Origin of the sequence: Novosphingobium hassiacum (assembly GCF_014196055.1) — a bacterium.
Taxonomy (GTDB): domain Bacteria; phylum Pseudomonadota; class Alphaproteobacteria; order Sphingomonadales; family Sphingomonadaceae; genus Novosphingobium; species Novosphingobium hassiacum.
Genome location: NZ_JACICY010000009.1, coordinates 91,396 through 112,399, shown reverse-complemented (window position 1 = coordinate 112,399; position 21,004 = coordinate 91,396). Strand labels below are relative to the sequence as shown.

General features: G+C 59.7%; 20 protein-coding genes and 3 tRNA genes. 16 read left to right on the top strand and 7 right to left on the bottom strand.

Annotated elements, in window-relative coordinates; genetic code table 11:
- Positions 1-55: 55 nt before the first annotated feature.
- Positions 56-2,269: a strawberry notch family protein gene (locus tag GGQ88_RS16755; RefSeq protein ID WP_183614587.1), complete on the bottom strand. Its 2,214-nt coding sequence runs from the start codon at positions 2,267-2,269 to the stop codon at positions 56-58.
- Between the two features lie 103 nt (positions 2,270-2,372).
- Positions 2,373-3,281 carry a DUF7146 domain-containing protein gene (locus GGQ88_RS16750; RefSeq protein ID WP_183614586.1) on the bottom strand — a complete coding sequence of 303 codons (909 nt, stop codon included), beginning with the start codon at positions 3,279-3,281 and terminating at the stop codon, positions 2,373-2,375.
- 128 nt (positions 3,282-3,409) lie between these two features.
- Between GGQ88_RS16750 and GGQ88_RS16745 the strand changes: the two genes are divergently transcribed.
- Both GGQ88_RS16745 and GGQ88_RS16740 read left to right on the top strand, forming a co-directional pair.
- Positions 3,410-4,069: a lytic transglycosylase domain-containing protein gene (locus tag GGQ88_RS16745; RefSeq protein WP_183614585.1), complete on the top strand. Its 660-nt coding sequence runs from the start codon at positions 3,410-3,412 to the stop codon at positions 4,067-4,069.
- A 12-nt stretch (positions 4,070-4,081) separates the two neighbouring features.
- Entirely contained in the window at positions 4,082-4,291 is a 210-nt protein-coding gene (locus GGQ88_RS16740; protein WP_276516453.1) for a DUF5818 domain-containing protein, read from the top strand.
- Here the strand turns inward: GGQ88_RS16740 and GGQ88_RS16735 are convergent.
- Positions 4,279-5,553: a tyrosine-type recombinase/integrase gene (locus GGQ88_RS16735; protein WP_183614583.1), complete on the bottom strand. Its 1,275-nt coding sequence runs from the start codon at positions 5,551-5,553 to the stop codon at positions 4,279-4,281. The genes GGQ88_RS16740 and GGQ88_RS16735 overlap by 13 nt on opposite strands.
- A gap of 94 nt (positions 5,554-5,647) precedes the next feature.
- Here GGQ88_RS16735 and GGQ88_RS16730 point away from each other — a divergent pair.
- Positions 5,648-5,729: transfer RNA gene (locus GGQ88_RS16730), tRNA-OTHER, on the top strand.
- Positions 5,730-5,787: 58 nt separating this feature from the next.
- A tRNA-Lys gene (locus GGQ88_RS16725) sits at positions 5,788-5,863 on the top strand.
- 290 nt (positions 5,864-6,153) lie between these two features.
- On the opposite strand, the gene GGQ88_RS16720 is transcribed toward GGQ88_RS16725, so the two are convergent.
- Complete coding sequence (locus tag GGQ88_RS16720) at positions 6,154-6,630, bottom strand: rubrerythrin family protein (protein ID WP_183614582.1); 477 nt, start codon at positions 6,628-6,630, stop codon at positions 6,154-6,156.
- 198 nt (positions 6,631-6,828) lie between these two features.
- Here GGQ88_RS16720 and GGQ88_RS16715 point away from each other — a divergent pair, with 198 nt between their 5' ends.
- From GGQ88_RS16715 to GGQ88_RS16665, 11 genes are all read left to right on the top strand, one after another.
- Complete coding sequence (locus tag GGQ88_RS16715; RefSeq protein ID WP_183614581.1) at positions 6,829-7,110, top strand: PepSY domain-containing protein; 282 nt, start codon at positions 6,829-6,831, stop codon at positions 7,108-7,110.
- 2 nt (positions 7,111-7,112) lie between these two features.
- On the top strand, positions 7,113-7,715 hold the full coding sequence (locus GGQ88_RS16710) for a cytochrome b/b6 domain-containing protein (protein WP_183614580.1): 603 nt from the start codon (positions 7,113-7,115) through the stop codon (positions 7,713-7,715).
- On the top strand, positions 7,696-8,382 hold the full coding sequence (locus tag GGQ88_RS16705; RefSeq protein WP_183614579.1) for a response regulator: 687 nt from the start codon (positions 7,696-7,698) through the stop codon (positions 8,380-8,382). Before GGQ88_RS16710 ends, GGQ88_RS16705 begins: the two co-directional genes overlap by 20 nt.
- Positions 8,375-9,718 carry a sensor histidine kinase gene (locus GGQ88_RS16700; RefSeq protein WP_183614578.1) on the top strand — a complete coding sequence of 448 codons (1,344 nt, stop codon included), beginning with the start codon at positions 8,375-8,377 and terminating at the stop codon, positions 9,716-9,718. Before GGQ88_RS16705 ends, GGQ88_RS16700 begins: the two co-directional genes overlap by 8 nt.
- Positions 9,719-9,772: 54 nt before the next feature.
- The gene (locus GGQ88_RS16695) at positions 9,773-10,519 is read left to right on the top strand and encodes a cytochrome b/b6 domain-containing protein (protein ID WP_343057251.1); all 747 of its coding nucleotides are present in this window, start codon (positions 9,773-9,775) and stop codon (positions 10,517-10,519) included.
- Positions 10,512-11,213: a VIT1/CCC1 transporter family protein gene (locus GGQ88_RS16690; protein WP_183614576.1), complete on the top strand. Its 702-nt coding sequence runs from the start codon at positions 10,512-10,514 to the stop codon at positions 11,211-11,213. The genes GGQ88_RS16695 and GGQ88_RS16690 overlap by 8 nt, the downstream gene beginning before the upstream one ends.
- Before the next feature lie 171 nt (positions 11,214-11,384).
- A complete protein-coding gene (locus GGQ88_RS16685) occupies positions 11,385-11,972 on the top strand; it encodes a hypothetical protein (protein WP_183614575.1) in 588 nt (195 codons plus the stop codon).
- A 287-nt stretch (positions 11,973-12,259) separates the two neighbouring features.
- Positions 12,260-12,685: a hypothetical protein gene (locus tag GGQ88_RS21695; RefSeq protein WP_246386166.1), complete on the top strand. Its 426-nt coding sequence runs from the start codon at positions 12,260-12,262 to the stop codon at positions 12,683-12,685.
- Positions 12,678-15,245, top strand: coding sequence for a cation-translocating P-type ATPase (locus tag GGQ88_RS16675; RefSeq protein ID WP_183614574.1), 2,568 nt, complete (start codon positions 12,678-12,680; stop codon positions 15,243-15,245). The genes GGQ88_RS21695 and GGQ88_RS16675 overlap by 8 nt, the downstream gene beginning before the upstream one ends.
- 121 nt (positions 15,246-15,366) lie before the next feature.
- Positions 15,367-16,479, top strand: coding sequence for a zinc-binding dehydrogenase (locus GGQ88_RS16670; RefSeq protein WP_246386164.1), 1,113 nt, complete (start codon positions 15,367-15,369; stop codon positions 16,477-16,479).
- Complete coding sequence (locus GGQ88_RS16665) at positions 16,480-16,626, top strand: hypothetical protein (RefSeq protein WP_183614573.1); 147 nt, start codon at positions 16,480-16,482, stop codon at positions 16,624-16,626.
- Positions 16,627-16,941: 315 nt separating this feature from the next.
- On the opposite strand, the gene katG is transcribed toward GGQ88_RS16665, so the two are convergent.
- Positions 16,942-19,206: a catalase/peroxidase HPI gene (gene katG, locus GGQ88_RS16660; protein ID WP_246386161.1), complete on the bottom strand. Its 2,265-nt coding sequence runs from the start codon at positions 19,204-19,206 to the stop codon at positions 16,942-16,944.
- Between the two features lie 231 nt (positions 19,207-19,437).
- Here katG and GGQ88_RS16655 point away from each other — a divergent pair.
- Positions 19,438-19,505 (top strand) — tRNA-Ser (locus tag GGQ88_RS16655).
- 203 nt (positions 19,506-19,708) lie between these two features.
- Here GGQ88_RS16655 and GGQ88_RS16650 read toward each other — a convergent pair.
- Both GGQ88_RS16650 and GGQ88_RS16645 read right to left on the bottom strand, forming a co-directional pair.
- Positions 19,709-20,755, bottom strand: coding sequence for an ArsO family NAD(P)H-dependent flavin-containing monooxygenase (locus tag GGQ88_RS16650; RefSeq protein WP_183614572.1), 1,047 nt, complete (start codon positions 20,753-20,755; stop codon positions 19,709-19,711).
- Positions 20,756-20,758: 3 nt separating this feature from the next.
- Positions 20,759-20,995: a thioredoxin family protein gene (locus GGQ88_RS16645; protein ID WP_183614571.1), complete on the bottom strand. Its 237-nt coding sequence runs from the start codon at positions 20,993-20,995 to the stop codon at positions 20,759-20,761.
- Positions 20,996-21,004: the final 9 nt, after the last annotated feature.

Below are 21,004 nucleotides of genomic sequence, written 5' to 3'. Positions count from 1 at the left end.
ACACCCTGTGAAATAATGCGAAGGACGTGGTGGTCAGTCTCCCGACATTGCGCGCCTACGCCGCGTTCCTTCGCATTATCGCCACCTCGCGATAAGCCATCTTATGCGCAGCTGCGCATAAGATGCCCCAGGCGTCTGCATAGGCGTCATAAACCGCTACCTGGTCGGGGGTCAGGCAATGCTCGAGAATCTCGTACTCGACTCCGGCGAATGAAAGTGCCCTCGCCGCATACAGTCCGAGTGACTTCAGATCACGGGCGACCAGTTCCATTGCAGCGATACCGCCATCGCGGATGTCCGCGACGAAGGCTTCGCGATTGGCAAAAGCCGTCTCGGGACCCCACAGGCCAAGACGGGTCGCATAGGCGAGATTATTGACGTCGGATGCCCCGGTCGCCGATGCGTAGAGCACGCGGGCGCGTGGCAGCAGATTCTGGATACGAACACCGGCGATGCCCTGCTCCGATCCCTTGACCTTGCCACGTGTGCCCTCCCCGCCAGCGGCGTTGGCCATCGCATGGGCCTCGTCAAAGACGATGAGCCCGTCGAAGTCCTCCCCTGCCCATTCGAGGATCTGCTCGAGCCGGGTCGCGTCGCTGCGGCCCGAGCGCAGTGTCGGATAAGTAACGAAGAGTATGCCCTCGCGCATCCCGATCGGGACACCGAGCTTCCACTGGCCGAGCGGCTGGATGTCGATGGGAAGGCCACCGAGCGCGCTCCAGTCGCGGCGGGCGTCTTCGAGCAAAGCTTCGTTCTTGGAAATCCATATGTGGCGCCGTTCACCCCTCACCCACCGGTCGAGGATGACAGATGCGACTTGCCGGCCTTTGCCTGCACCAGTTCCGTCCCCAAGAAAGTAGCCCATGCGGTAGGCGCGCCCCTCGGCGCTCGCCTTGAGGGCGCAGCCCTTGTCGTCGGGCTCGAACCGGCCCGGCAGATCGCGGGCATGGGCGCTTGCGGCATAGATCAGGGTCTCGGCTTGCGCTGCGGATAAGATGCCTTCAGCAATGATACTCGAGGGAAGCTGAGGCACCACTTCGGGCACGGGTGCGGTTATCGAACCCATCGCGACGGATTCTACCAGCGGTGTCGGGTGGGAGACCGCATTTGCAATTGAGATCCGGCTCGGTCGGTAAGGCAAATAATGCCCAACCTGGCTTTCGATCGGCGCAGGTGCTTCGAGCGGAGTAAATTCAAGCGGCAGTATCGACGGCGCCGCAGCGGCTGGATGGACCTTAAGTGGAGCCGGTTTTGTCCTGTTCGCCACCAGTCGAAGCGGCAAGGCTGGCTTGATGCCGATGCTGGGCTCGGCGGGCAGGCTTACCCGGTCAGGCAGCATATCGATCAGCAGATGAAGCTCGGCAAAGTTTCCAGGCTGGGCGATGATCGGGCTGGTACCATCATCAGCCTTGTCGAGAACCAGGAGCCGGGTAGAGATTGATGTGCCCTGCTTGACGAAACCGCGCTCGATCGTCGCGTTGAGGCGCAACGAGAGGGGACCGGCAATCCCAGCAAGGAACTTCGGAAGCTCGAACCATTCGGGCATCACTGCCACCAGGCGGCCACCGGGCAGAAGGCGCTTCCAGGCAGAACGCAAGTGTCGATCGCCAGTGCGACTATCGTGGCCCCTCTCGATACCGTGCGAATAGGGCGGGTTCATCAGCACCACGCTAGGACCCACGTCGGGCGTGAGAAGTTCGTCGATCAGTTCCCCGTCAAATCCCGTCACTGTCGCCTCCGGAAACACGGCGCCCAAGCATTCGCGGCGAAGCGGCGAAATCTCGTTGAGAGCAAGACGCGCAGCTGCCTTCGCTGCCCATACGCCCAGCATCCCGGTCCCGGCGGACGGTTCGAGAACCAGTTCAGCGGCAGAAATCGCGCATGCCTTTGCAGCCATCCAGGCCAGGCGGGGCGGCGTTGCGAATTGTTGCCACTCGATCTGCTCATCGCTCCGGTTGGACTGGGTCGGAACCAGACGTTCGAGGTGCGTGAATGCCTCAGCGGCGAAGCTGGATGACATCGCAGGTGAAAATTCAGTTGCCTGCGCCAGGAAAAGCACCTGCGCCAATTCAAGTGCGGCATGGGCATCGCGTACGGACCAGCGTCCTTCGGCGTCGCTACCGCCGAAGTGATCGGCCATTGTTGCATTCACAGTGAGCCGTGAGATTGCTTGATCTGCAACGAGCCGCGCGGCCAGCGCCCTCGCCGCTGCCAACACTTGCGGCTCGGCTGGATCGGAGAATGCGAAAGCGGTATTTGCATGTGACATGAGAGACCTCCTGAAGAGGCCCTGGGTTTGTCCGGGTGTCCGTTCAGATGGATCCGTCCGGGGGCCTCACAAGGCCCCAAGCCCGCTTTCCTCTCACCGACATTCAGACCGCAGCTCGGACTGAGCGCATGAGCACATCATTCCAATCATCGCCGGTCTGCTGCGGACGCCTGGTGACAATCAGCCGCCCTTCGCAAGCGTAAGCATTTCGCGCGCGCTCTTCAGCAAGGCGCCCACCCGCATCATTGTCGACAAAGAGATACAGCTCGCGCACCGATTCCGGGATTGTGACCTGGCCGAAGCGTTCGTTTCCCAGCGTCGCCCAGCAGGGAACATTGAACATTTGCATCGTTGAGAGGGCCGTTTCGTTTCCTTCTGCGAGTCCAAGGCGTCCCTCATCCGGGTATGCGAAACGCACCGCGCCAGAACCGGGACTGCCTAACGCACGCCTGGGCTGATCAAATGAAGCCAAGCTGCTTTTTTCCAGATTGAGGAAGGAGCGGTGCAGCGCCAGAATCCCGGCATCACTGCGCACGGCCGCGACCATCGCGGGTAGAAACCGGACAGCACCCTTTGGCCCAAGCGGCATACGCGGGTGGAAACGCAGCTCCGGCGAAGAAATCGTGATGCCTCTGGACACGAGGTACTTCTCGGCGGGGCTGCCAGCGATGGTCGACGCCTCACGCCAGAGCCTCAGCGCATTCCGATTGGCGACTTCCTCGCGCGGTTCGGCCACGATCGGACCACTCGTGCCATCGAACAAGTCCGCAATTCGTATCCCGAGCCCGGCCATGGCTTCTATCACCGCCTCGTTCGTGCAGCCGGCAAAGCAATGAACAAGAATTGCACGCTTCCCGAGCGTGATGCTTAGCGAAGGAGTGCGGTCGTCGTGGGCCGGGCAGCAGCACATCCCGCGCGAACGCGACCAGGTGCCGCCCAGCTGCTCGACTATCTTGCGTGCGCGGGTTTCCATCTGCATGCCTTGGAATTGGGATGATCGGTGTTGGTTCATGGGGGGCATCTCCATCGTAACGTGCCTCCACCCGCGCAGCCTCCGCTCTGCGTCGCTGACGTTTCATTTTCCTACATGATATGTTCTATATATGTTCTTTCTCGATTCGACCAACAAAGGATTCGGGAATGAGACTGAAATGGGCAGTTGCCGCAGTGGCAACGGCAGGATTTGGGTTCGCCCTCCCCGCTCAAGCGCAGGAACTGGAGTCCCCTCAGATGACCGTTGCATCGGAGTCGAGGACCGATGGCTTCCGCGTCGCAGAAGGGACCGATGGCTTTCTTCTCGTCGAACACGGCATTTGGAGAATGCCTCCAGCGGGCTCGTCCGAGCCGCCGGCTACCGATGCAGGTCGAAACTATCTGCCCTACCGATATCCAAAGCCCCCGAGCAGCGCGCCATCGGGCTTTCGTCGGGCCAGCTACCTTCCTCATGTTTACGCTGCTGAGGCTCAATACTCGCTACCAAGCGGCCTTCTCGACGCTCTTGTATGGACGGAATCACGATATAATCCCTTGGCCATCAGCAAGGCCGGGGCCGCAGGCTTGGGGCAATTGATGCCAGGGACAGCGCGCGACCTTGGCGTTTCAAATCGCTTCGACCCCAAGGCGAACATCTTGGGTGCGGCCCGATACCTACGCCAGATGCTGGACAAGTTCGGGGTGGTTCATCTGGCCCTCGCTGCCTACAACGCAGGTCCAGGTGCCGTCGAGCGCGCCGGCGGTATTCCTCGCAATGGCGAGACGCCGGCCTATGTGCGCGAAGTGCTGCGCCATTGGCGTTTTTGAACGGGGGGCGTTGTGAGCGCGGGTCGAATACGCATCTCGGGGACATTAAGCCGTGGCAGGCGCGGAATGATTCTGACTACTGTTGCTGACGATGTCTGGATTATCGAAGGAGAAGATGTCGGTGAGGACTTCATCGGATCTACAGTGACCGTTGATGGCCTTGTCGCGGGCATGGATCGGATACGCGCCGACTGGCTCGGGGTGGAGAGTCATTCTTCCTGACTGTCCTGCGGCGAATATTTAGCGACGAGCAGTAGAACCTCCCTGCCCCACAGCGCGAGAGCTTCGCGTTTTTCATTCGTGTACTGATGCCGATGATAGACCCCGGCGACACCAGCCATTGCCGAGCCGGACTGATGATTGAGAACGGCCTCTGAAACGACCAGCGGTATTCCAATCCTCTGCAGTCCCGTCGCCACCGTCCGGCGAATGTCATGCATGGTGAAATGAGCGGCTTCATAGCCGAGTTTCTCGTCCACGCTTGCCCTTATCCGCTTCCAGGCCTTTGACAGACCACTGACACTGTTTGTGCTGGTGACCTTTGATGCCAGTAGAATTTGGGATTGCTTGTGAGCGTCTTCAGGCGCGATCCCGGCGGCCGCGAAGATGTCCGTGACGACCTCGAGGGACTGTGCGGATAAAGGCACCACGTTTGCCTTGCCGTTTTTCGCCCTGTCTCCTGGTACTGTCCAAACTTTCCCCTTGAAGTCGAACTCGTCGCTAGTGGCGTCGAGCACCTCTCCCCGGCGCTGGGCTGTGAGAATCAACATCTGCACAAGATGACCAAACGGATAGCCATCCTCGACGGCGGCTTGCCACAGTGCAGCGACCTCTCGATCGCTGAGCACCCGGTCGCGAGGCTCGCTCCTTTTTGGGCGCCAGGCGTCCCGGCACGGATTGGCTGGCAAATGCTCTAATCTGGTGAGTGCCCAAGTGTAGAAAGTCGAGAGATGGCGATAAACGATGCGCGCCATCGTGAGGGTCTCCTTGCCCCGCTCGAATGCAATCTTTTCGACAAAGCGGCTGACGTCGCTTCGGGTGATCGAATCGGCAAGGCGGTCGCCTAGCTCAGGTTCAATGTACTTGCGGAAAACCCGATCGAACTCTTTCGCGCTCCGCTTTTTGCCGACGATCTGTTGAGCCAGATATGTCTCGTATAGCTCAGCGACAGTGCCGACACCCTTCGATCCCTTCCTCTTCGCTCCCGGCTTTCTGGCGATGCTTTTGCCTTGCTCAACGTCGACGAGTAGATCCCGCGCCTTGCGACGGGCGTGGGCAAGAGTGAAATTCGGGCCGTGCCGCCCGATAGTCACGTTCAACCATTTACCTTGAACGCGCTTACGCAAGATGTAAGTTTTGGTGCCACTCGCTCCCATTCGGAGCCGCAGACCGGTCACGATGCCATCAGCGACCTCAATTTGCCCGCTTGCAGGCGCTTTCAAACCTGCGATCCGAGCATCTGTCAAACCAACTTTGTTCGCCATATGTTCCTGCTACCTTAGGTAGCTTTTTGTAGTGGATACTGGCGAACATATCAAGAACAATACGGACGATGATTCGCAGAGTTCTGCCGTTTTTGGACGCATGCGGAAGCATAAGGACCCTCTGATTTCAGCTCTTAATCAGCGGGTCCTTGGTTCGAGCCCAAGTGCGTCCACCATTCTCTTCCCCGCCGCGCACCAAGCGGCACCCCTGACGGGTTCGCCCCTGACTGGTACGGACGCATAGCTCAGTTGGTAGAGCAGCTGACTCTTAATCAGCGGGTCCTTGGTTCGAGCCCAAGTGCGTCCACCAAAATATCCATATAAATCAACAAGATAAATCCGATGTTCCAGCGACGATTTTAGTGTGAATCGTCGCTAGGTAGCTCTCTAGGTAGCTATCACAGCGAACGCACGAATCTATCGAATCTACCAAATTTCATCAATTGGGGTTGCGCGGGCGCTAAGGATATCGGCGATAATCCCATGAGCATAATTCGCGAGACACGCGCCCCGCATCTCATAACCTACTCCTAACGTTTCATGGGCGCTATATTTCGGTACCGGCCAGCTGGGGCGAGCCAGCCGGTACCGAGCGCTGGCTCAGCGGGGGGACAGTTTGGCCAGCGCAGCCTTGTAAGAGTCGTAATGTGTGCCCTCGTCGATTGCGATCTGGCGGAACATCGCGGCGACCCGCGTGTCGCCATCCGCTTCGGCCTGGCTGGCGAAGTTGATATACATGGTGACGTTTTCATAATGTTCGCCAGCCATCGCATCCTCTAGATTGGCGCTGTTGGCACCGCCGAGCTGCAGTGCCTGAGCTTCGCGATCGAAGTGTTCGTTTGCCTCGATATTCGCAGACTCGCGAAAAAGCCTTGCAAGTTCGGGTTTACCGGCAGCTTCTGCCTGATCAGCGTAGCGAAGATATTTGAGGTTGGCATAGGCTTCGCCGTGCATTGCCGCCTCGAGATTCGTCTGGGTCTGAGTGGAAAGTGGCTTCGCTTCGGTGGCCGCTGCCATAGCGCTGGTCGATAGAAGCGAGGCAGCACAAGCTGCCGTAGAAATTAGAATGCGTTTCATGATCTGGTCTCCGGGGGCGCCGAGAGAGGCGACAGCCGGGATGTCGACCAAAGTTCTGACGTGCTCCTGACGCGCTTGGTTAAAGTCGAAGGCCCCCTAATTTCTATTTCATTCACCCGTCAGCTTTTCGTCAGTGGCGGGGCGCAGTTCGATTTGGCCGGGCACATCGCCACGATGCTCAAAACGAAAGATCGTACCATGAAGCGCTCCATTTTGCTCAAGCTGGTCCTGACCGCCTCTGCGTTTTCAGCCAGCACTATCGCTGTTGCTGCGCCTGTCTGCACTACCCTGCCCCAAGCCCGGTGGATGACGCCAGATCAGATGAAGGCGCGGATTGCGCGGATGGGCTATCGCGACATCAAGGTCTTTGCGGTTTCGGGCAGCTGCTATGAAATCTATGCCCACACGAGGGACGGCAAGCGAGCCGAAGTGTATTTCAATCCGGTGACCGGTGCGGTCGTCCAGAACAACGTCGACTGACCATGAACTACATCGGCACCGCTCCGCTTGCAGCCCCCTCTGACCCGGCGAACCGGCGGGTCAGGGTGTGGGATCCGCTCGTCCGTATCTTTCACTGGACTGTTGCTGGCGGCGTCATCGCAAACCTGACTTTCCTTCGCCATGAGGAAGACCTGCACATCTATGTCGGCTATGTCGTCGTCGTGGCGCTGGCCATGCGGCTAGGCTGGGGCTTCATCGCGCGGGGTCACGCCCGGTTCAGCAGTTTTGTAACGGGGCCACAGGGATTTTTGGCCTATATGGGCGCGGTGTTGAAAAATCGCGATCCACGCTATGTCGGTCACAATCCCGCCGGGGCAGCGATGATCGTCCTGATCATGGTGCTGCTGGCCACGATTGGCACGACCGGCTGGATGATGGGCCTCGACGCGTTCTGGGGTATCGCCTGGGTCGAAACGCTCCATGAAGTGTCGGCGAATATCCTGACAGGAGCGATCACGCTGCATGTCATCGGCGCGATCGTTGAAAGCGTCCGACACCGGGAAAACCTCCCACTGGCGATGGTAACGGGCTACAAGCGGGCCGCAGAAGGGACGGACATCGATCATGCGCCTGTTACTCGTTGAGGATAATGCGCGACTGGCAAGCCTGATACGCGAAGGGCTCAACCGCCAAGGCTTTGCCGTTGACTGGTGCGAGACCGTCGATGGGGCCGAACATGCGCTAAAGATCAACGACTATGATCTTATGCTGCTCGACCTAGGCCTGCCTGACGGCGATGGCCTCGATCTCATTCGCAGCCTTCGCAGACGGCACGACACGATGCCAATCCTGATCCTGACGGCGCGGGGCGGGCTTGATGACCGGGTCACCGGCCTTGATGCTGGGGCAGATGACTATCTGGTCAAGCCGTTTCAGATCCCGGAACTGGCCGCGCGCTGCCGCGCATTACTGAGGCGCCCCGGTGCCTCGCTCGGCACACAGCTCACCTCCGGCAATGTAATTCTGGATTCTGCCGAACGCACCGTGACGGTTGGCGGCGTGCCGATTGATGCGACCCCTCGCGAAGTCGATCTGCTCGAGTGCCTCCTGCGCCGCGCGGGCCATGTTGTCGCCAAGCCCGCCCTTGAAGGCGCTCTGTATTCGATGGACGCTGAAGTCACGCCGAACGCGCTGGAAGCGTGCATTTCACGGCTGCGTAAACGGATCACAGCTGCGGGAGCTGATGTGCAAATCCGCACCGTCCACGGTGTCGGCTATGCGCTGTTCGCGCCTGTTTCCGCTGATGGATAGATCAGGCAACAGCAAGAAGGGTCCAGCCGGGCCGACATTGTTCCGGCAGATCGCGACACGTTTGGCGGCCTTTACGCTGCTGTTTGCGCTGCTCGATGTTTGTATCGTGGTTCTCACTTATAGCAGCCAGCCAGAATCACTGGCGCAAGAACTGCTGACTCTCGAAGCGCACAAGGCCGAAAAGGGCACGGACCTGCAACCGGATCTGCTGGCCGGTCCGCCTGGAGCCGAACACTGGTCGGCTCGGTATATTGATCCGGACACTAATGCCGGATCAACCCCGCCGCTGCGAGCCGGAGCCGCACCGGGCATGCTCATGGACTGGACGCGCAGAGAACGCGTTCGCGGTGGCTATCGCATTACCGGTGTGCGCTCCGTCTTGCAGAACGGGCAACAGCGCTGGCTGTTCATGCAGTTCGAAGGCGATGGCATTCGGCCCTATGTGCCCGTGATTGCCAACGAAATCGTACAGCATGTCGCGCTTCCGCTAATCCCGTTATCGCTGCTATTGCTGGTGTTTAATGTCTTCGCCGTGCGCCGCGTCCTCAAGCCATTGCGGCGCGCAGAAGCCGAAGTCGATGCGCTCGATCCCAACAATGTCCTGTTACGACTATCAGAGGCGCCTGCGCCGCGCGAAGTCAACACGTTGGTGCGGGCGGTGAATCGCGCGCTCACCAGGCTGGATGAGGCGATGGCGATCCTGCGCGGGTTCACTGCCAATGCTGCGCATGAACTGCGCACGCCCCTGTCGATCATGCAGCTTTCGCTCGACAGATTACCGCCCAGCCCGCTGCGTGATGACCTGCAGGCTGACACCCAGCACCTGACGCGTCTGGTCAGCCAGATGCTTGATCTGGCGCAGGCCGATGCCATGGCAGTCGAACCTGAAACACCGGTCGATCTTGCCGATATTGGCCGGGATATTGTTGCGGCCATGGCGCCCAAGGTTTTTGCAAACCAGCGTGACCTGCGGTTCGAAACGTCGGGTGATACGCGGGCTCTGGGCCATGCCGAAGCGATCTACCGGATCTATCGAAACCTGATCGACAACGCACTTGCCCATGCGCCAGGCGACACGCCGATCGTAGTCACCGCCGGGCCCGGGCCGCAACTCAGCGTGCGCGACTATGGTCCCAGCATTTCTGACGAAGACTTACCCCACATTTTCGAACGCTTCTGGCGCAAGGACCGCCGCGAGACCGATGGCGCGGGACTGGGCCTCGGTATTGTCCAGCGGCTCGCTCAGGCGCATGGCGGAGCGATCACGGTCGAAAGGCCGATCGATGGGGGGGCGCTATTTCGGGTGACGTTTGCTCCGTTAAAGCACGGCGAATAAGCGTCGCCGTCAGGCCTTTGTCAGAACTTGAGCCGATCCATTGTCACAATGGAGGTGACCGTGACCAACTCTTCGATTTCCCCGAATCCATCGACTAGCGTCACTTCTGGCGCTCATTTGAGAGTCTGGGATTTGCCAGTACGGCTATTCCACTGGCTTTTTGTCGCCACGATGCTCATCGCGTTTCTGTCTTCGGAAGAAGATAGCGCGCTGGCGCCTTGGCATATCCCGGCGGGTTGGGTCGTTGCAGTGCTTATCGCGTTCCGGCTTGTGTGGGGCTTCGTCGGCGGCGAACATGCCCGCTTCGCCAATTTCCTGAAGCCCGGGAAGATCGCCCACCACTTAGGCGACATGTTCACCGGTAAGCCGGCACGGTCGGTGGGCCATAATGCTCTGGGTGGAGTCGCAATCATTGCGCTTCTCGGCTCAGCGGGCGGGATTGTCTACACCGGCGCGACAATGCAGGGAGAAAGCGGTGAAGGCCTGCATGAAGCGCTGGCTAACATCCTGCTGGTATTGATAGCGCTGCATGTGATTGCGGTCATCGCCATGTCGCTGCTCACGCGTGAAAATCTGATCAGCGCTTTTATAACCGGCAACAAGCGCGCAGCGTTGCATCCCGGAGTGCCAGATGCCCAGCCCCCAGCCACGCTAGCGGTGCCGCTTGCACTCATAACGATTGGCGGATCTGCTTATGCGGCGACGGCGCTCGATCCTCTGGCTTTCACTCCCGGAGTGCGTGCCGAGGTTGGCGAACAGGGCCACGGCGCGAGAGCGGAGAGTGAACACGACAATGACTAGGCTTCACCTTCAGCCCGAACGGCACCTGGTCTCGCGGATCGGCTGGTTGCGCGCCGCCGTGTTAGGTGCAAACGACGGCATCGTGTCGACTGCCAGCCTGATCATCGGGGTTGCGGCAGCAGCCGCAAAGCCTGCAGACATTCTCGTGGCTGGAGCTGCCGGGCTGGTCGCCGGGGCTATGTCGATGGCAGCGGGCGAATATGTCTCAGTCAGTTCCCAATCGGATACCGAGGAGGCTGATCTGGCGCGCGAGCGCGCAGAACTAGCGGGCAACAGCGATGCGGAAGTGAACGAACTCGCCGGGATCTACGTGAAGCGCGGGGTCGATCCCGCAACCGCTGATACGGTTGCCCGCCAGTTGATGGCAAAGGACGCGCTTGGCGCACATGCCCATGACGAACTGGGCATTTCGGAAATGACCACTGCCCGGCCGATCCAGGCAGCCTTCACGTCCGCCGCGACTTTCACGGCGGGGGCTGCCTTGCCGCTGGGAATTGTGATCCTTGTGCCCGGTCATTTGTTGGTGCCGGTCGAAGCGATAGCTTCGCTGCTGTTCTTGGCCTTGCTTGGCAGCGTGGGCGCACGGGCGGGCGGCGCGCCGGTGTGGGCGGCAACCGTGCGCGTCACCTTTTGGGGCGCGCTGGCAATGGCGTTGACGGCGGGAATCGGCAAAATGGTCGGAACCGTTGTCTGATGCTAGCGCACCAAAACAACAGCCATGGAAGCGCTCATCCTGTGCGCCTGCACAAGTGAAGGGCATGTTCTCCTTGGGCGCCTTGTTGGTAGCCCTCGGGCAATCTCTAATTGGTCAGGCGAAGCAGACAGCGGCAGGAATTCCCGGTAAGGTTTTTGCGGAGCACAGCGCTTGAGCCGTTGGCCAGCCAGTCTGATCAGCCGCGAAGTCATTCCGTTTTATCTTTCACTCGCGTTGTTGGGAGGAGCAGCATTGGCGCTCGATGCGCTGCTGCATTGGTCGCAGATGGTTTGGATTGGCCGATATGTCGGCATTCCCGGCGTGTTGTTGATCCTCGCTTCGTCGGCCTATTCGATGCGCAAGCGCAAGCTGATTAAGGCAGGCAAACCGGTCAATCTGCTGCGCTGGCACGAACGTCTCGCTTGGGCCGGTTCGCTGCTAGTCTTGGTCCATGCCGGTATTCACTTTAACGCGTGGCTTGGCTGGCTGGCGGTCTGGGCAATGCTGATCAACGTTGCTAGCGGCCTCACCGGAAAATTTCTGATCGGGCGAGCTCGCAAACGGCTTGAGGCCACGCGCACCCGGCTGCTGGCGGAGGGACTATCGCCCGCAGTCGTTGAAGAAAAGACCCACTGGGACAGTCTGACCTACAGCGCGGTCAAGCAGTGGCGGATCGTTCACGTGCCCATTACGTTGGCGTTCGCAGTTCTGGCGCTAGCGCATATCATCGCCATTTTTCTCTTCTGGGGGTGGAAGTGACACGGCGGCGCGGGTTCAGCCTGATCGTCATCGGTCTGTTCGCAATTGTTGCTGCCGTCTTCGCATGGCCGCAGGCAATTGTCGCGCCTGGTCCGCTAATCCCCGCCCATGCTGAAATCTCGGGCAATTGCTTTGCCTGCCACGCGCCGTTCCAGGGTGTGTCAGCAGATCGTTGCGTCGCATGCCACAAGGTGGCGGACATCGGTATCCGGACTACCAAAGGGGCAGCGATCGCAAAGCGCCAGAGGAGCATCCCTTTTCATCAAGCTCTTTCTCGGACCGATTGCATGGCATGCCACACCGACCATAGCGGCCCGACGTTGGGAACGGCGGCACGGATAACTTTCTCGCACGAATTGTTACAGCCAGACGTGCGCAGCCAGTGCGTGTCATGCCACCGTGCGCCGCAAACCACGCTGCATGCCCAGGTGGGCAGCAACTGCGCACAGTGCCATACGCAGACCGTCTGGAAGCCCGCGCGTTTCGAGCATGCCCGTCTCTTCGCACTGACCGGACCGCACAACACCGCCTGCACCACCTGCCATGTCGGCGGCAATTTCACGCGCTACACCTGTTATGGCTGTCACGAACATCAACCCGACCAAATCCGGACCGAGCACGCCGAAGAAGGCATTCGCGACATCGAAAATTGCGCGCGATGCCATCGCAGCGCGGCAGGTGAAAGCGAAGAGGGCGGACGCGACGATGACTGAAGCGGTCCAATACGGCGGATTGACCTCAGCAGTGGCTCGTGCGCGACTGGAAGCGGAAGGCCCCAACGAGCTGCCGCGCACCAAAAATCGGTCTGCCGGGCGCATCTTGCTGGAAGTTCTGCGCGAGCCGATGCTGGTACTGCTGCTAGCGGGCGGGGTCGCGTATCTGCTGCTTGGCGATCTAACGGAAGCGCTGATTCTGCTGGGCTTCGCGACCTTCTCCGTCGCGGTCACCGTCATTCAGGAAGCCCGTACCGAACATGTGCTGGAGGCACTGCGCGACCTTTCAGACCCGCGAGCGTTGGTCATTCGCGATGGCTTGCGCGTCCGCGTTGCCGGCCGAGAGATCGTGCGCGATGACCTGCTCGTCCTTGAACAGGGTGATCGCATTGCCGCCGATGCAGTGCTCGTCGATGCAGCAGATCTCCAGACTGACGAATCCCTCCTCACGGGCGAATCGCTGCCCGTTGGCAAGGTGGTGGCTATTGACGAAAGCGCCATCGGTACACTTCGGCCTGGCGGCGAAGACCAACCTCTCGTCTATTCCGGCTCGCTCGTCACGCGCGGCTCGGGCCTTGCCCGCGTGCTGGCCACCGGGCCGCGGAGCGAGATCGGCCACATTGGCCAGTCGCTTGCGTCGCTCGATACTGAGGCACCGCGTTTGCGCCGTGAAACGACGCGGATCGTCACGTGGTGTGGGATCGGGGGCGGCGCTGTGGCGCTTCTCGTCGTGCTGCTGTTCGGGTTGTTGCGAGGCAGTTGGATCGAGGCTGTGCTGGCCGGCATCGCAATCGGCATGTCTATGCTGCCCGAGGAGTTTCCTGTCGTTCTGACGGTGTTCTTGGCAATGGGCGCGTGGCGCATCGGTAAGGTCGGTGTGCTCACCAGGCGCGCTGCGGCGATCGAAACGCTCGGCTCGGCAACGGTGCTCTGCACCGACAAGACCGGTACATTGACAGAAAACCGGATGTCAGCCGCCGAATTCTGGCTACCTTCGGGCGATACTCATTCCTTTTCGCCAAACATGATGGTCCCAGAAGCCTTTCATGCCTTAATCCGGACGGCGGCGCTAGCCAGCGCAGCCGAGCCGACCGATCCTATGGAAATTGCGTTGCATGGTGCCCACGATGCTGTGCTGGGCACGGCGCTGTCAGCCGGTGTTTTGGCACATGGCTATGCGCTGCGGCCAGACCTTCTGGCGATGTCTAATATCTGGAACGATGGTGAGGTGCTGGCCCTGACCGCCAAGGGTGCCCCAGAAGCGATTGCCAGCCTGTGCCATTTGAGCGCGCACGAATATTCCGCGATGATTGCAGCGGCAGAGGCGATGGCGATACGCGGCATCCGTGTGCTCGGTGTCGCAACCGCAACACCATGTGACCTGTACTGGGCAGTTTCGCAGCATGATTATGACTATACCTTGATTGGGCTGGTAGGGCTGACAGATCCAATCCGTGCAAGCGTTCCGGCGGCAGTGGCGGAATGTCGCAGCGCCGGCATCCGCGTGGTGATGATTACGGGTGACTATGCGGCGACTGCGCGGTCGATCGCCACGCAGGCAGGTATCGCCGAAGGCGACGTGCTGACTGGCACCGACCTTGCCGAACTTGATGATGCTGAGCTTGCCGAACAACTGAAGACTGTAACGGTCTTTGCCCGGATCATGCCGGAGCAGAAACTGCGTATCGTCCAGGCATTCAAGAGCGATGGCGAAATCGTCGCGATGACCGGAGACGGCGTCAATGACGCGCCGTCGCTCAAGGCCGCGCATATCGGCATCGCCATGGGCAAACGCGGCACCGATGTGGCGCGCGAAGCATCAGCGATGGTGCTGCTGGAAGATGATTTCGGATCAATTGTGCAATCGGTCCGGCTGGGGCGGCGGATTTACGACAACATTCGCAAGGCGATGGCGTTTATCTTCGCGGTCCATATCCCGATTGCAGGCCTTGCGCTCATGCCGCTGTTCTTTGGCATGCCGCTGTTGTTCGGCCCTATCCACATCGCCCTACTGGAAATGGTGATTGATCCGGTTTGTGCCCTGGTGTTTGAGGCAGAACGCGAAGAAGATGACATCATGCAACGCCAGCCACGCGATCCCGCTCAGGCGCTGTTCTCGCTTCCTATGATCATCTGGAGCGTCGTCCAGGGTGGGTTGGCCTTTGCGATGCTGGCTACTGTGTTTATGATTGAAAGCTGGTCGGGCATGCCGGAAACCGAGCTGCGCGCGCTCATTTTCTTTGCTTTGATCTCCGAGATCATCGCGCTAATCCTAGTAAATCGTTCATTCAGCGCGTCTCTGGGACAGGCACTCGGTCGCCACAACACTGCACTGCGATATGTAGTTGCTGCTGTATCAGCCGTGATCACATTGATCCTGATCATCCCGTCGGCTCAGGACCTACTAAAGTTTGGCTCAATCGCCTGGCGCGACATGGCGCTAGCTGTTGCTCTGGGCGTAGTCCTGCTACTGTTGCTAGAAGCGTGCAAGCCTCTGGTCCGCCGGTGCACTGAACGCAAATCGCTCACTCCCGCATCAAGTCAGGTCACTGTTTTGTGAGCGGAAATGGGCACACCGGCATGTCGCGGGTGCGCACCCCCCTCTTCTCGCAAGCAGTTTGTTACCCCCACGCTGGTGTTCTTCTGGCCGAGCTAGTGATCTCAGCAACAATGGGCGCACTATGCCTGCCGACACCCCTCCCCCAAGTGAAGGTGATATCATGGCGCGAATGAAAGCTGCGATTTATGTCGAACCGGGCCGGATTGTCCTTGACGACAAACCAATTCCGGATGTCGGCGCCACTGATGCCCTCATCCGCATTACCACCACCACTATTTGCGGTACCGACATTCACATCCTCAAGGGCGAATACCCGGTCACCAAAGGTTTGACCGTCGGACATGAACCGGTCGGAGTTATCGAGAAGCTTGGCGCTGCGGTTCGGGGTTACAGCGAGGGGCAGCGCGTCATTGCCGGCGCGATAACCCCAAGTGGCCACAGCAACGCCTCGCTATGCGGCTGCTCCTCTCAGGATGGACCGGATCAGCAAAGCGGTTTCAAGGCCGCCGGTGGCTGGCGCATCGGCAACACCATCGACGGCGCGCAGGCAGAATACCTCTTGGTCCCCGATGCCATGGCCAACCTGTGTCCGGTCCCCGGGCACCTCACCGACGAGCAGGTGCTGATGTGCCCTGACATCATGTCGACAGGTTTTGCAGGGGCCGAACGCGGAGACGTGAAGATCGGCGATGTTGTGGCGGTTTTCGCACTTGGTCCGATTGGCCTTTGCGCAGTCGCTGGGGCGCGATTGATGGGCGCGACGACAATTATCGGTGTCGACACGGTGCCGTCTCGGATCGCGGCTGCTCGGCGATTGGGTGCCGATCATGTCGTTGATTTCAGCATCAACGATCCGGTTGCTGACATCATGCGCCTGACGGGCGGTCGCGGCGTGGACGTCGCAATTGAAGCGCTGGGCACCCAAGGAACATTCTCTTCGGCGCTACGTGTTTTGAGGCCAGGTGGCACGCTTTCCAGCTTAGGCGTCTACTCTGGCGATCTCATTATTCCTGGCGATGCGTTTACATCCGGCTTGGGCGACAACAGGATCGTCACATCGCTTTGCCCCGGAGGGAAGGAGCGCATGCGACGCTTGATGGATGTGGTCGCTTCAGGCCGGGTGGATCTTGCTGGAATGGTAACCCACCGGTTTACCCTGGATCGGATCGAAGAAGCCTATGAGCTTTTTGCTCAACAGCACGACGGCGTGCTGAAAATCGCCATTACGCCCTGAATGAACATTGATGATCAGCGCGTTCTCGGCGGCATTGATCGTCCCGCACCAATCAATGGCGAAGCTCTGACGATCGAGCCCATCGCGGATCAGGCTCGCCAGACGGGAAATTTCTTCAACCAACAACAGCAGCATTTTCGATATTAGTCATTTTTCACAGCGGCGATGGTCAACGTATCACCGGCGCTGCAGCATTTTCAACGATCAGCCACGCCGTAACCACGCCATCATCATTGGCGCAAGACCCTGCCCGAGCTAACCAACTCGAAGCAGGCTGCGAGATCACGCTGGTTATCAAGATGCAATTGGCCAATTCATGACGCCACCGGTTTCTTGTGGCCGTAAGTACGATGCTACTTCCGTACGCATACGCTGGCCGGGTCAGTTGTTCCGGAGAGGTGACACTGGAATGGCGGGGGGAAGCCAAGTGCCGCCTCTCCGAAACTTCGGAGCCTCCCGGTTCTATTGCCGGTCGCGATCCATCACGGCAACCCAAGCTGCTACGAAGTCGCGCAAAAACTCATCTTGGCCGTCGTTGGAGGCATAAACTTCAGAAACAGCGCGCAGTTCCGAATTTGAACCGAAGACCAAATCAACCGGTGTCGCAGTCCATTTTAGCGCACCTGTCGCCCGGTCGTGGCCTTCGTAAAGTCCGTCAGCCTTTGCCGATTTCGTCCATTCGGTCGACATATCGAGCAGGTTTACGAAGAATTCGTTGTTCAGCGTCCCGGGGCGCGATGTCAGCACACCATTGGCAGAACCGCCGGTGTTGGCATTAAGGGCACGCATACCACCAACCAGCACCGTCATCTGCGGCACGGTGAGGTCGAGAAGATCGGCGCGTTCGACTAGCATCTCCGCTGGCGAAAGACGGCTGTCTGCACTGTAGAAATTTCGAAATCCATCGGCCTTCGGTTCCAGCGGGGCGAACGACGCAGCATCGGTTTGCGCCTGTGTCGCGTCCACCCGGCCCGGGGTAAAAGGAACCGCTAACGTTGTGCCAGCCTGGCTCGCGGCCTGTTCGATTGCGGCACTACCACCAAGCACGATCAGGTCAGCCAGCGAAACCTTTTTGCCCCCTCGCTGGCCGTGATTGAAGTCGGTTTGAATAGTCTCCAGCTTGTTCAGAACAGCGCGAAGTTCGACTGGATTGTTAGCCAGCCAGTTGATCTGTGGTTCCAGCCTGATGCGCGCTCCGTTTGCCCCGCCGCGCATATCGGTCGCTCGGAAACTCGCTGCAGACGCCCACGCGGTGCGCACGAGCTGGGGGACTGTCAATCCCGATCCCATGATCCGTGATTTGAGTGCAGCAACGTCCGTTGAATCGATCTCCGGGTAATCTGCCTTGGGCAGCGGATCCTGCCAGATGAACTGTTGCGCCGGCACGTCCTTGCCAAGGTAGTGCGATCTGGGACCCATGTCGCGATGGGTCAACTTGAACCAGGCACGAGCGAAGGCATCGGCAAACTGCTGCGGGTCCTTCTGGAAGCGCAGAGCAATGACCCGATAAGCGGGGTCCTGCTTGAGTGAAAGATCGGTGGTGAACATGATCGGTGCATGGCGAACGCCCGCGACATGCGCGTCTGGCACCAGGCCTGCCGCACTCGCATCGCTCGGGATCCACTGAATTGCGCCAGCCGGGCTTTTTGTTTTTACCCAGTCGAAACGGAAGAGGTTATCGAGATATCCCGTCGTAAAGGCGATTGGGTTGGATGACCAGGCCCCTTCCAAACCGCTGCTCACCGTATCTTCGGCATTTCCTTTGCCGCAGGCGCTTTTCCAACCCAAGCCTTGCTGTTCCACCGGTGCCGCAGACGGCTCTTTGCCGACGCAACCGGTCGGCGCGTGTGCCCCGTGCGCCTTGCCAAACGTGTGGCCGCCAGCGATCAACGCCACGGTTTCCTCGTCATCCATCGCCATCCGGCCGAACGTCTCGCGGATATCTTTCGCTGCTGCGATCGGGTCAGGATTTCCGTTTGGGCCTTCCGGGTTGACGTAGATCAGACCCATCTGAACGGCTGCCAAGGGTCGCTGTAGATTGCGGTTGCCGCTGTAGCGCTGATCGGCGAGCATCTTGTTTTCCGGTCCCCAATAGACCGTATCCGGTTCCCAATCGTCCTTCCTGCCCCCAGCGAAACCGATGGTCTTGAAGCCCATTTGCTCCAGCGCCACGGTGCCGCTCAAAGCCATGAGATCGGCCCACGAAATCTTGCGGCCGTATTTTTGTTTGATTGGCCAGACGAGCCGCCGCGCCTTGTCGAGGCTGACGTTGTCGGGCCAGCTGTTGAGCGGCTCGAACCGCTGCTGCGCGCCGCCTGCTCCGCCTCGACCGTCAGTCACCCGGTAAGTTCCGGCACTGTGCCACGCCATTCGTATGAAGAAAGGTCCGTAATTGCCGTAATCAGCTGGCCACCAGGGTTGCGAAGTAGTCAGTACCTTCGCGATGTCGGACTTGATCGCATCGAGATTGAGCGAATTGAACTCGCTGGCGTAATCAAAATCGGCACCCATTGGATTGGACTGAGGGGCCTCCTGACGCAGTGGGCTCAGATTCAGCCGCTCTGGCCACCAGTCCTTGTTGGTCAGCGCCTTGTCAGGCGACTGTTCCTGCGCCCAGGCTGGCACCGCAAAAGCCAGCGGTGTGAACGCGACCGATACGATTGCCATGATCTTGATTGCTTTATTTCGCATGGTGCGGCTCCTCAGGTTTGGATCGGGCGCTGGCATGCGTTAGTGCAGAGACCAGCAACAACAATTTGGCTGAGCCTTCGGCCATAGTTCTGACGGAAACCTGACGACCTGGAGTTATAGGTTAGTTCGACGTGACCAGAGGCGACCTTGGCCGAAGCACGCAGCCAGCACTTACGTGAACCGCGACCGACCCATGATTATTGTAAGCGCTTTTAAAACGTTGCCCAAACAGACGCGGCACGCCTTCGACCGAAAGCGGATCAATATGGACACATACGGACTTAAAGCCGCTCTTAATCAGCGGGTCCTTGGTTCGAGCCCAAGTGCGTCCACCAAATTCTCGTTAGGTTTCATATGTTTAATTGAGCGTCACTGCCCGTCGTGAGACAGCGTTTGCGCGCTAGGTAGCTTTCTAGGTAGCTCCCGCCTTCGTGCAGATTTTTTGCTTTCTGTGAAAGGTTCGCCCGCGAAAGGCGTGAGGTGGCGCCTTATGGTGGACCTCGAGGACCCAGGCGGGGCGCAAACCGAATCGAAAGCCCTAAGCCGACCTCGTCTCCGCAAGGATGCGCGAAGACAGGTCGCGAGCAGTGCGTGCCGCCCCCATCAGCGTAGCGGAACCTGGGCCGCACCAGTCACCATAGCCGGCAAGCCACAGGCCCGACTCCTTGATTGACCGTTGCCCATCGACCTGCACCCGACCGTTGGGCTCGATCACGCCGAGCGGTGCCAGATGATCGAGTGCGGCGCGAAAGCCGGTGCACCAGATGATGGCATCGACTGCCATTTCAGAGCCGTCGTCCCAGACGACGCCTTTGGCAGTCATTCGTTCGAATGGGCGCGTCGAGCCGAGGTCTCCGCGCGTGCGGGCCTCCTTGACCGGCGCGACCATGACGATGTCACCAATGCCGCCAACGGGCGTATCGCTGGGGCCTGCCTTCATCCGAGCGACGGCGCGTTCGAACAGGACGCGGCCATCGACCTCGTCAGGCAGAAACAGGGCCTCGTGGGTCGTTACCCAAGTAGTTTGCGCGACTGGCGCCAGTTCGGCGACGATCTGCGCACCGCTGTTGCCGCCGCCGACAACCAGGACAGTCTTCCCGAGGAAGGCCTCGGGGCCGACGTAGAGCGCCGAATGGACCTGTACGCCCTTGAACGTGTTACGGCCCTTGATCTCGGGAATGTTGGGGTGGGACCAAGTGCCCGTGGCGCTGACGATTGCGCGTGCTGCAAACTGGCCCTTGTCTGTTTCTATAGCGAGATGATCACCAGCTCGCTCGATACTTCTTACGCGGACCGGGCGCTGGATGGTGAACGCGTATCGGGCCTCATAGCGGGCAAGGTAATCGAGAACATCGTCGCGGGTCGGATACCCTGCATGATCGGGAGGCGGCATCAACCAGCCCGGCAGCGAACTGTAGCCCGCGGGCGAGAATAGCCTTAGCGAATCCCAGCCATGTCGCCATGCGCCGCCCGGTCCATCCTCGGCATCGAGAATCAGGAAATCGATCCCGGCGCGGCGCAGATAGTAGCCCAGCGACATCCCCATTTGCCCGCCACCGATGATGACGATGTCGTGTGTGTCCACGCCTCAGGCCTGAAGCCAGCGCTGGAGATCGTCGCTCTTGGGCAGGCCGCCTGCATGAACGACCTTACCATCGATGACGATGCCGGGCGTCGAAACGATGCCATATCCGGCAATCTTCTCGTAATCGGTGATCTTCTCGACGGCCACATCGATGCCGAGTTTGGCCGCTTCGGCCTTGACCATGTCTTCGGTGGTCTTGCAGCGAGCACAGCCGGGGCCGAGCACTTTGATGTCTTTCATATCCGATCC

Excerpts from the sequence above, each read along its gene's own strand:
- GGQ88_RS16755 (WP_183614587.1), bottom strand. The coding sequence starts at position 2,269 with ATGTCACATGCAAATACCGCTTTCGCATTCTCCGATCCAGCCGAGCCG.
- GGQ88_RS16750 (WP_183614586.1), bottom strand. The coding sequence starts at position 3,281 with ATGAACCAACACCGATCATCCCAATTCCAAGGCATGCAGATGGAAACC.
- GGQ88_RS16745 (WP_183614585.1), top strand. The coding sequence starts at position 3,410 with ATGAGACTGAAATGGGCAGTTGCCGCAGTGGCAACGGCAGGATTTGGG.
- GGQ88_RS16735 (WP_183614583.1), bottom strand. The coding sequence starts at position 5,553 with ATGGCGAACAAAGTTGGTTTGACAGATGCTCGGATCGCAGGTTTGAAA.
- GGQ88_RS16720 (WP_183614582.1), bottom strand. The coding sequence starts at position 6,630 with ATGAAACGCATTCTAATTTCTACGGCAGCTTGTGCTGCCTCGCTTCTA.
- GGQ88_RS16715 (WP_183614581.1), top strand. The coding sequence starts at position 6,829 with ATGAAGCGCTCCATTTTGCTCAAGCTGGTCCTGACCGCCTCTGCGTTT.
- GGQ88_RS16710 (WP_183614580.1), top strand. The coding sequence starts at position 7,113 with ATGAACTACATCGGCACCGCTCCGCTTGCAGCCCCCTCTGACCCGGCG.
- GGQ88_RS16705 (WP_183614579.1), top strand. The coding sequence starts at position 7,696 with ATGCGCCTGTTACTCGTTGAGGATAATGCGCGACTGGCAAGCCTGATA.
- GGQ88_RS16700 (WP_183614578.1), top strand. The coding sequence starts at position 8,375 with ATGGATAGATCAGGCAACAGCAAGAAGGGTCCAGCCGGGCCGACATTG.
- GGQ88_RS16690 (WP_183614576.1), top strand. The coding sequence starts at position 10,512 with ATGACTAGGCTTCACCTTCAGCCCGAACGGCACCTGGTCTCGCGGATC.
- GGQ88_RS21695 (WP_246386166.1), top strand. The coding sequence starts at position 12,260 with ATGGCATGCCACACCGACCATAGCGGCCCGACGTTGGGAACGGCGGCA.
- GGQ88_RS16675 (WP_183614574.1), top strand. The coding sequence starts at position 12,678 with ATGACTGAAGCGGTCCAATACGGCGGATTGACCTCAGCAGTGGCTCGT.
- GGQ88_RS16670 (WP_246386164.1), top strand. The coding sequence starts at position 15,367 with ATGCCTGCCGACACCCCTCCCCCAAGTGAAGGTGATATCATGGCGCGA.
- GGQ88_RS16665 (WP_183614573.1), top strand. The coding sequence starts at position 16,480 with ATGAACATTGATGATCAGCGCGTTCTCGGCGGCATTGATCGTCCCGCA.
- katG (WP_246386161.1), bottom strand. The coding sequence starts at position 19,206 with ATGCCAGCGCCCGATCCAAACCTGAGGAGCCGCACCATGCGAAATAAA.
- GGQ88_RS16645 (WP_183614571.1), bottom strand. The coding sequence starts at position 20,995 with ATGAAAGACATCAAAGTGCTCGGCCCCGGCTGTGCTCGCTGCAAGACC.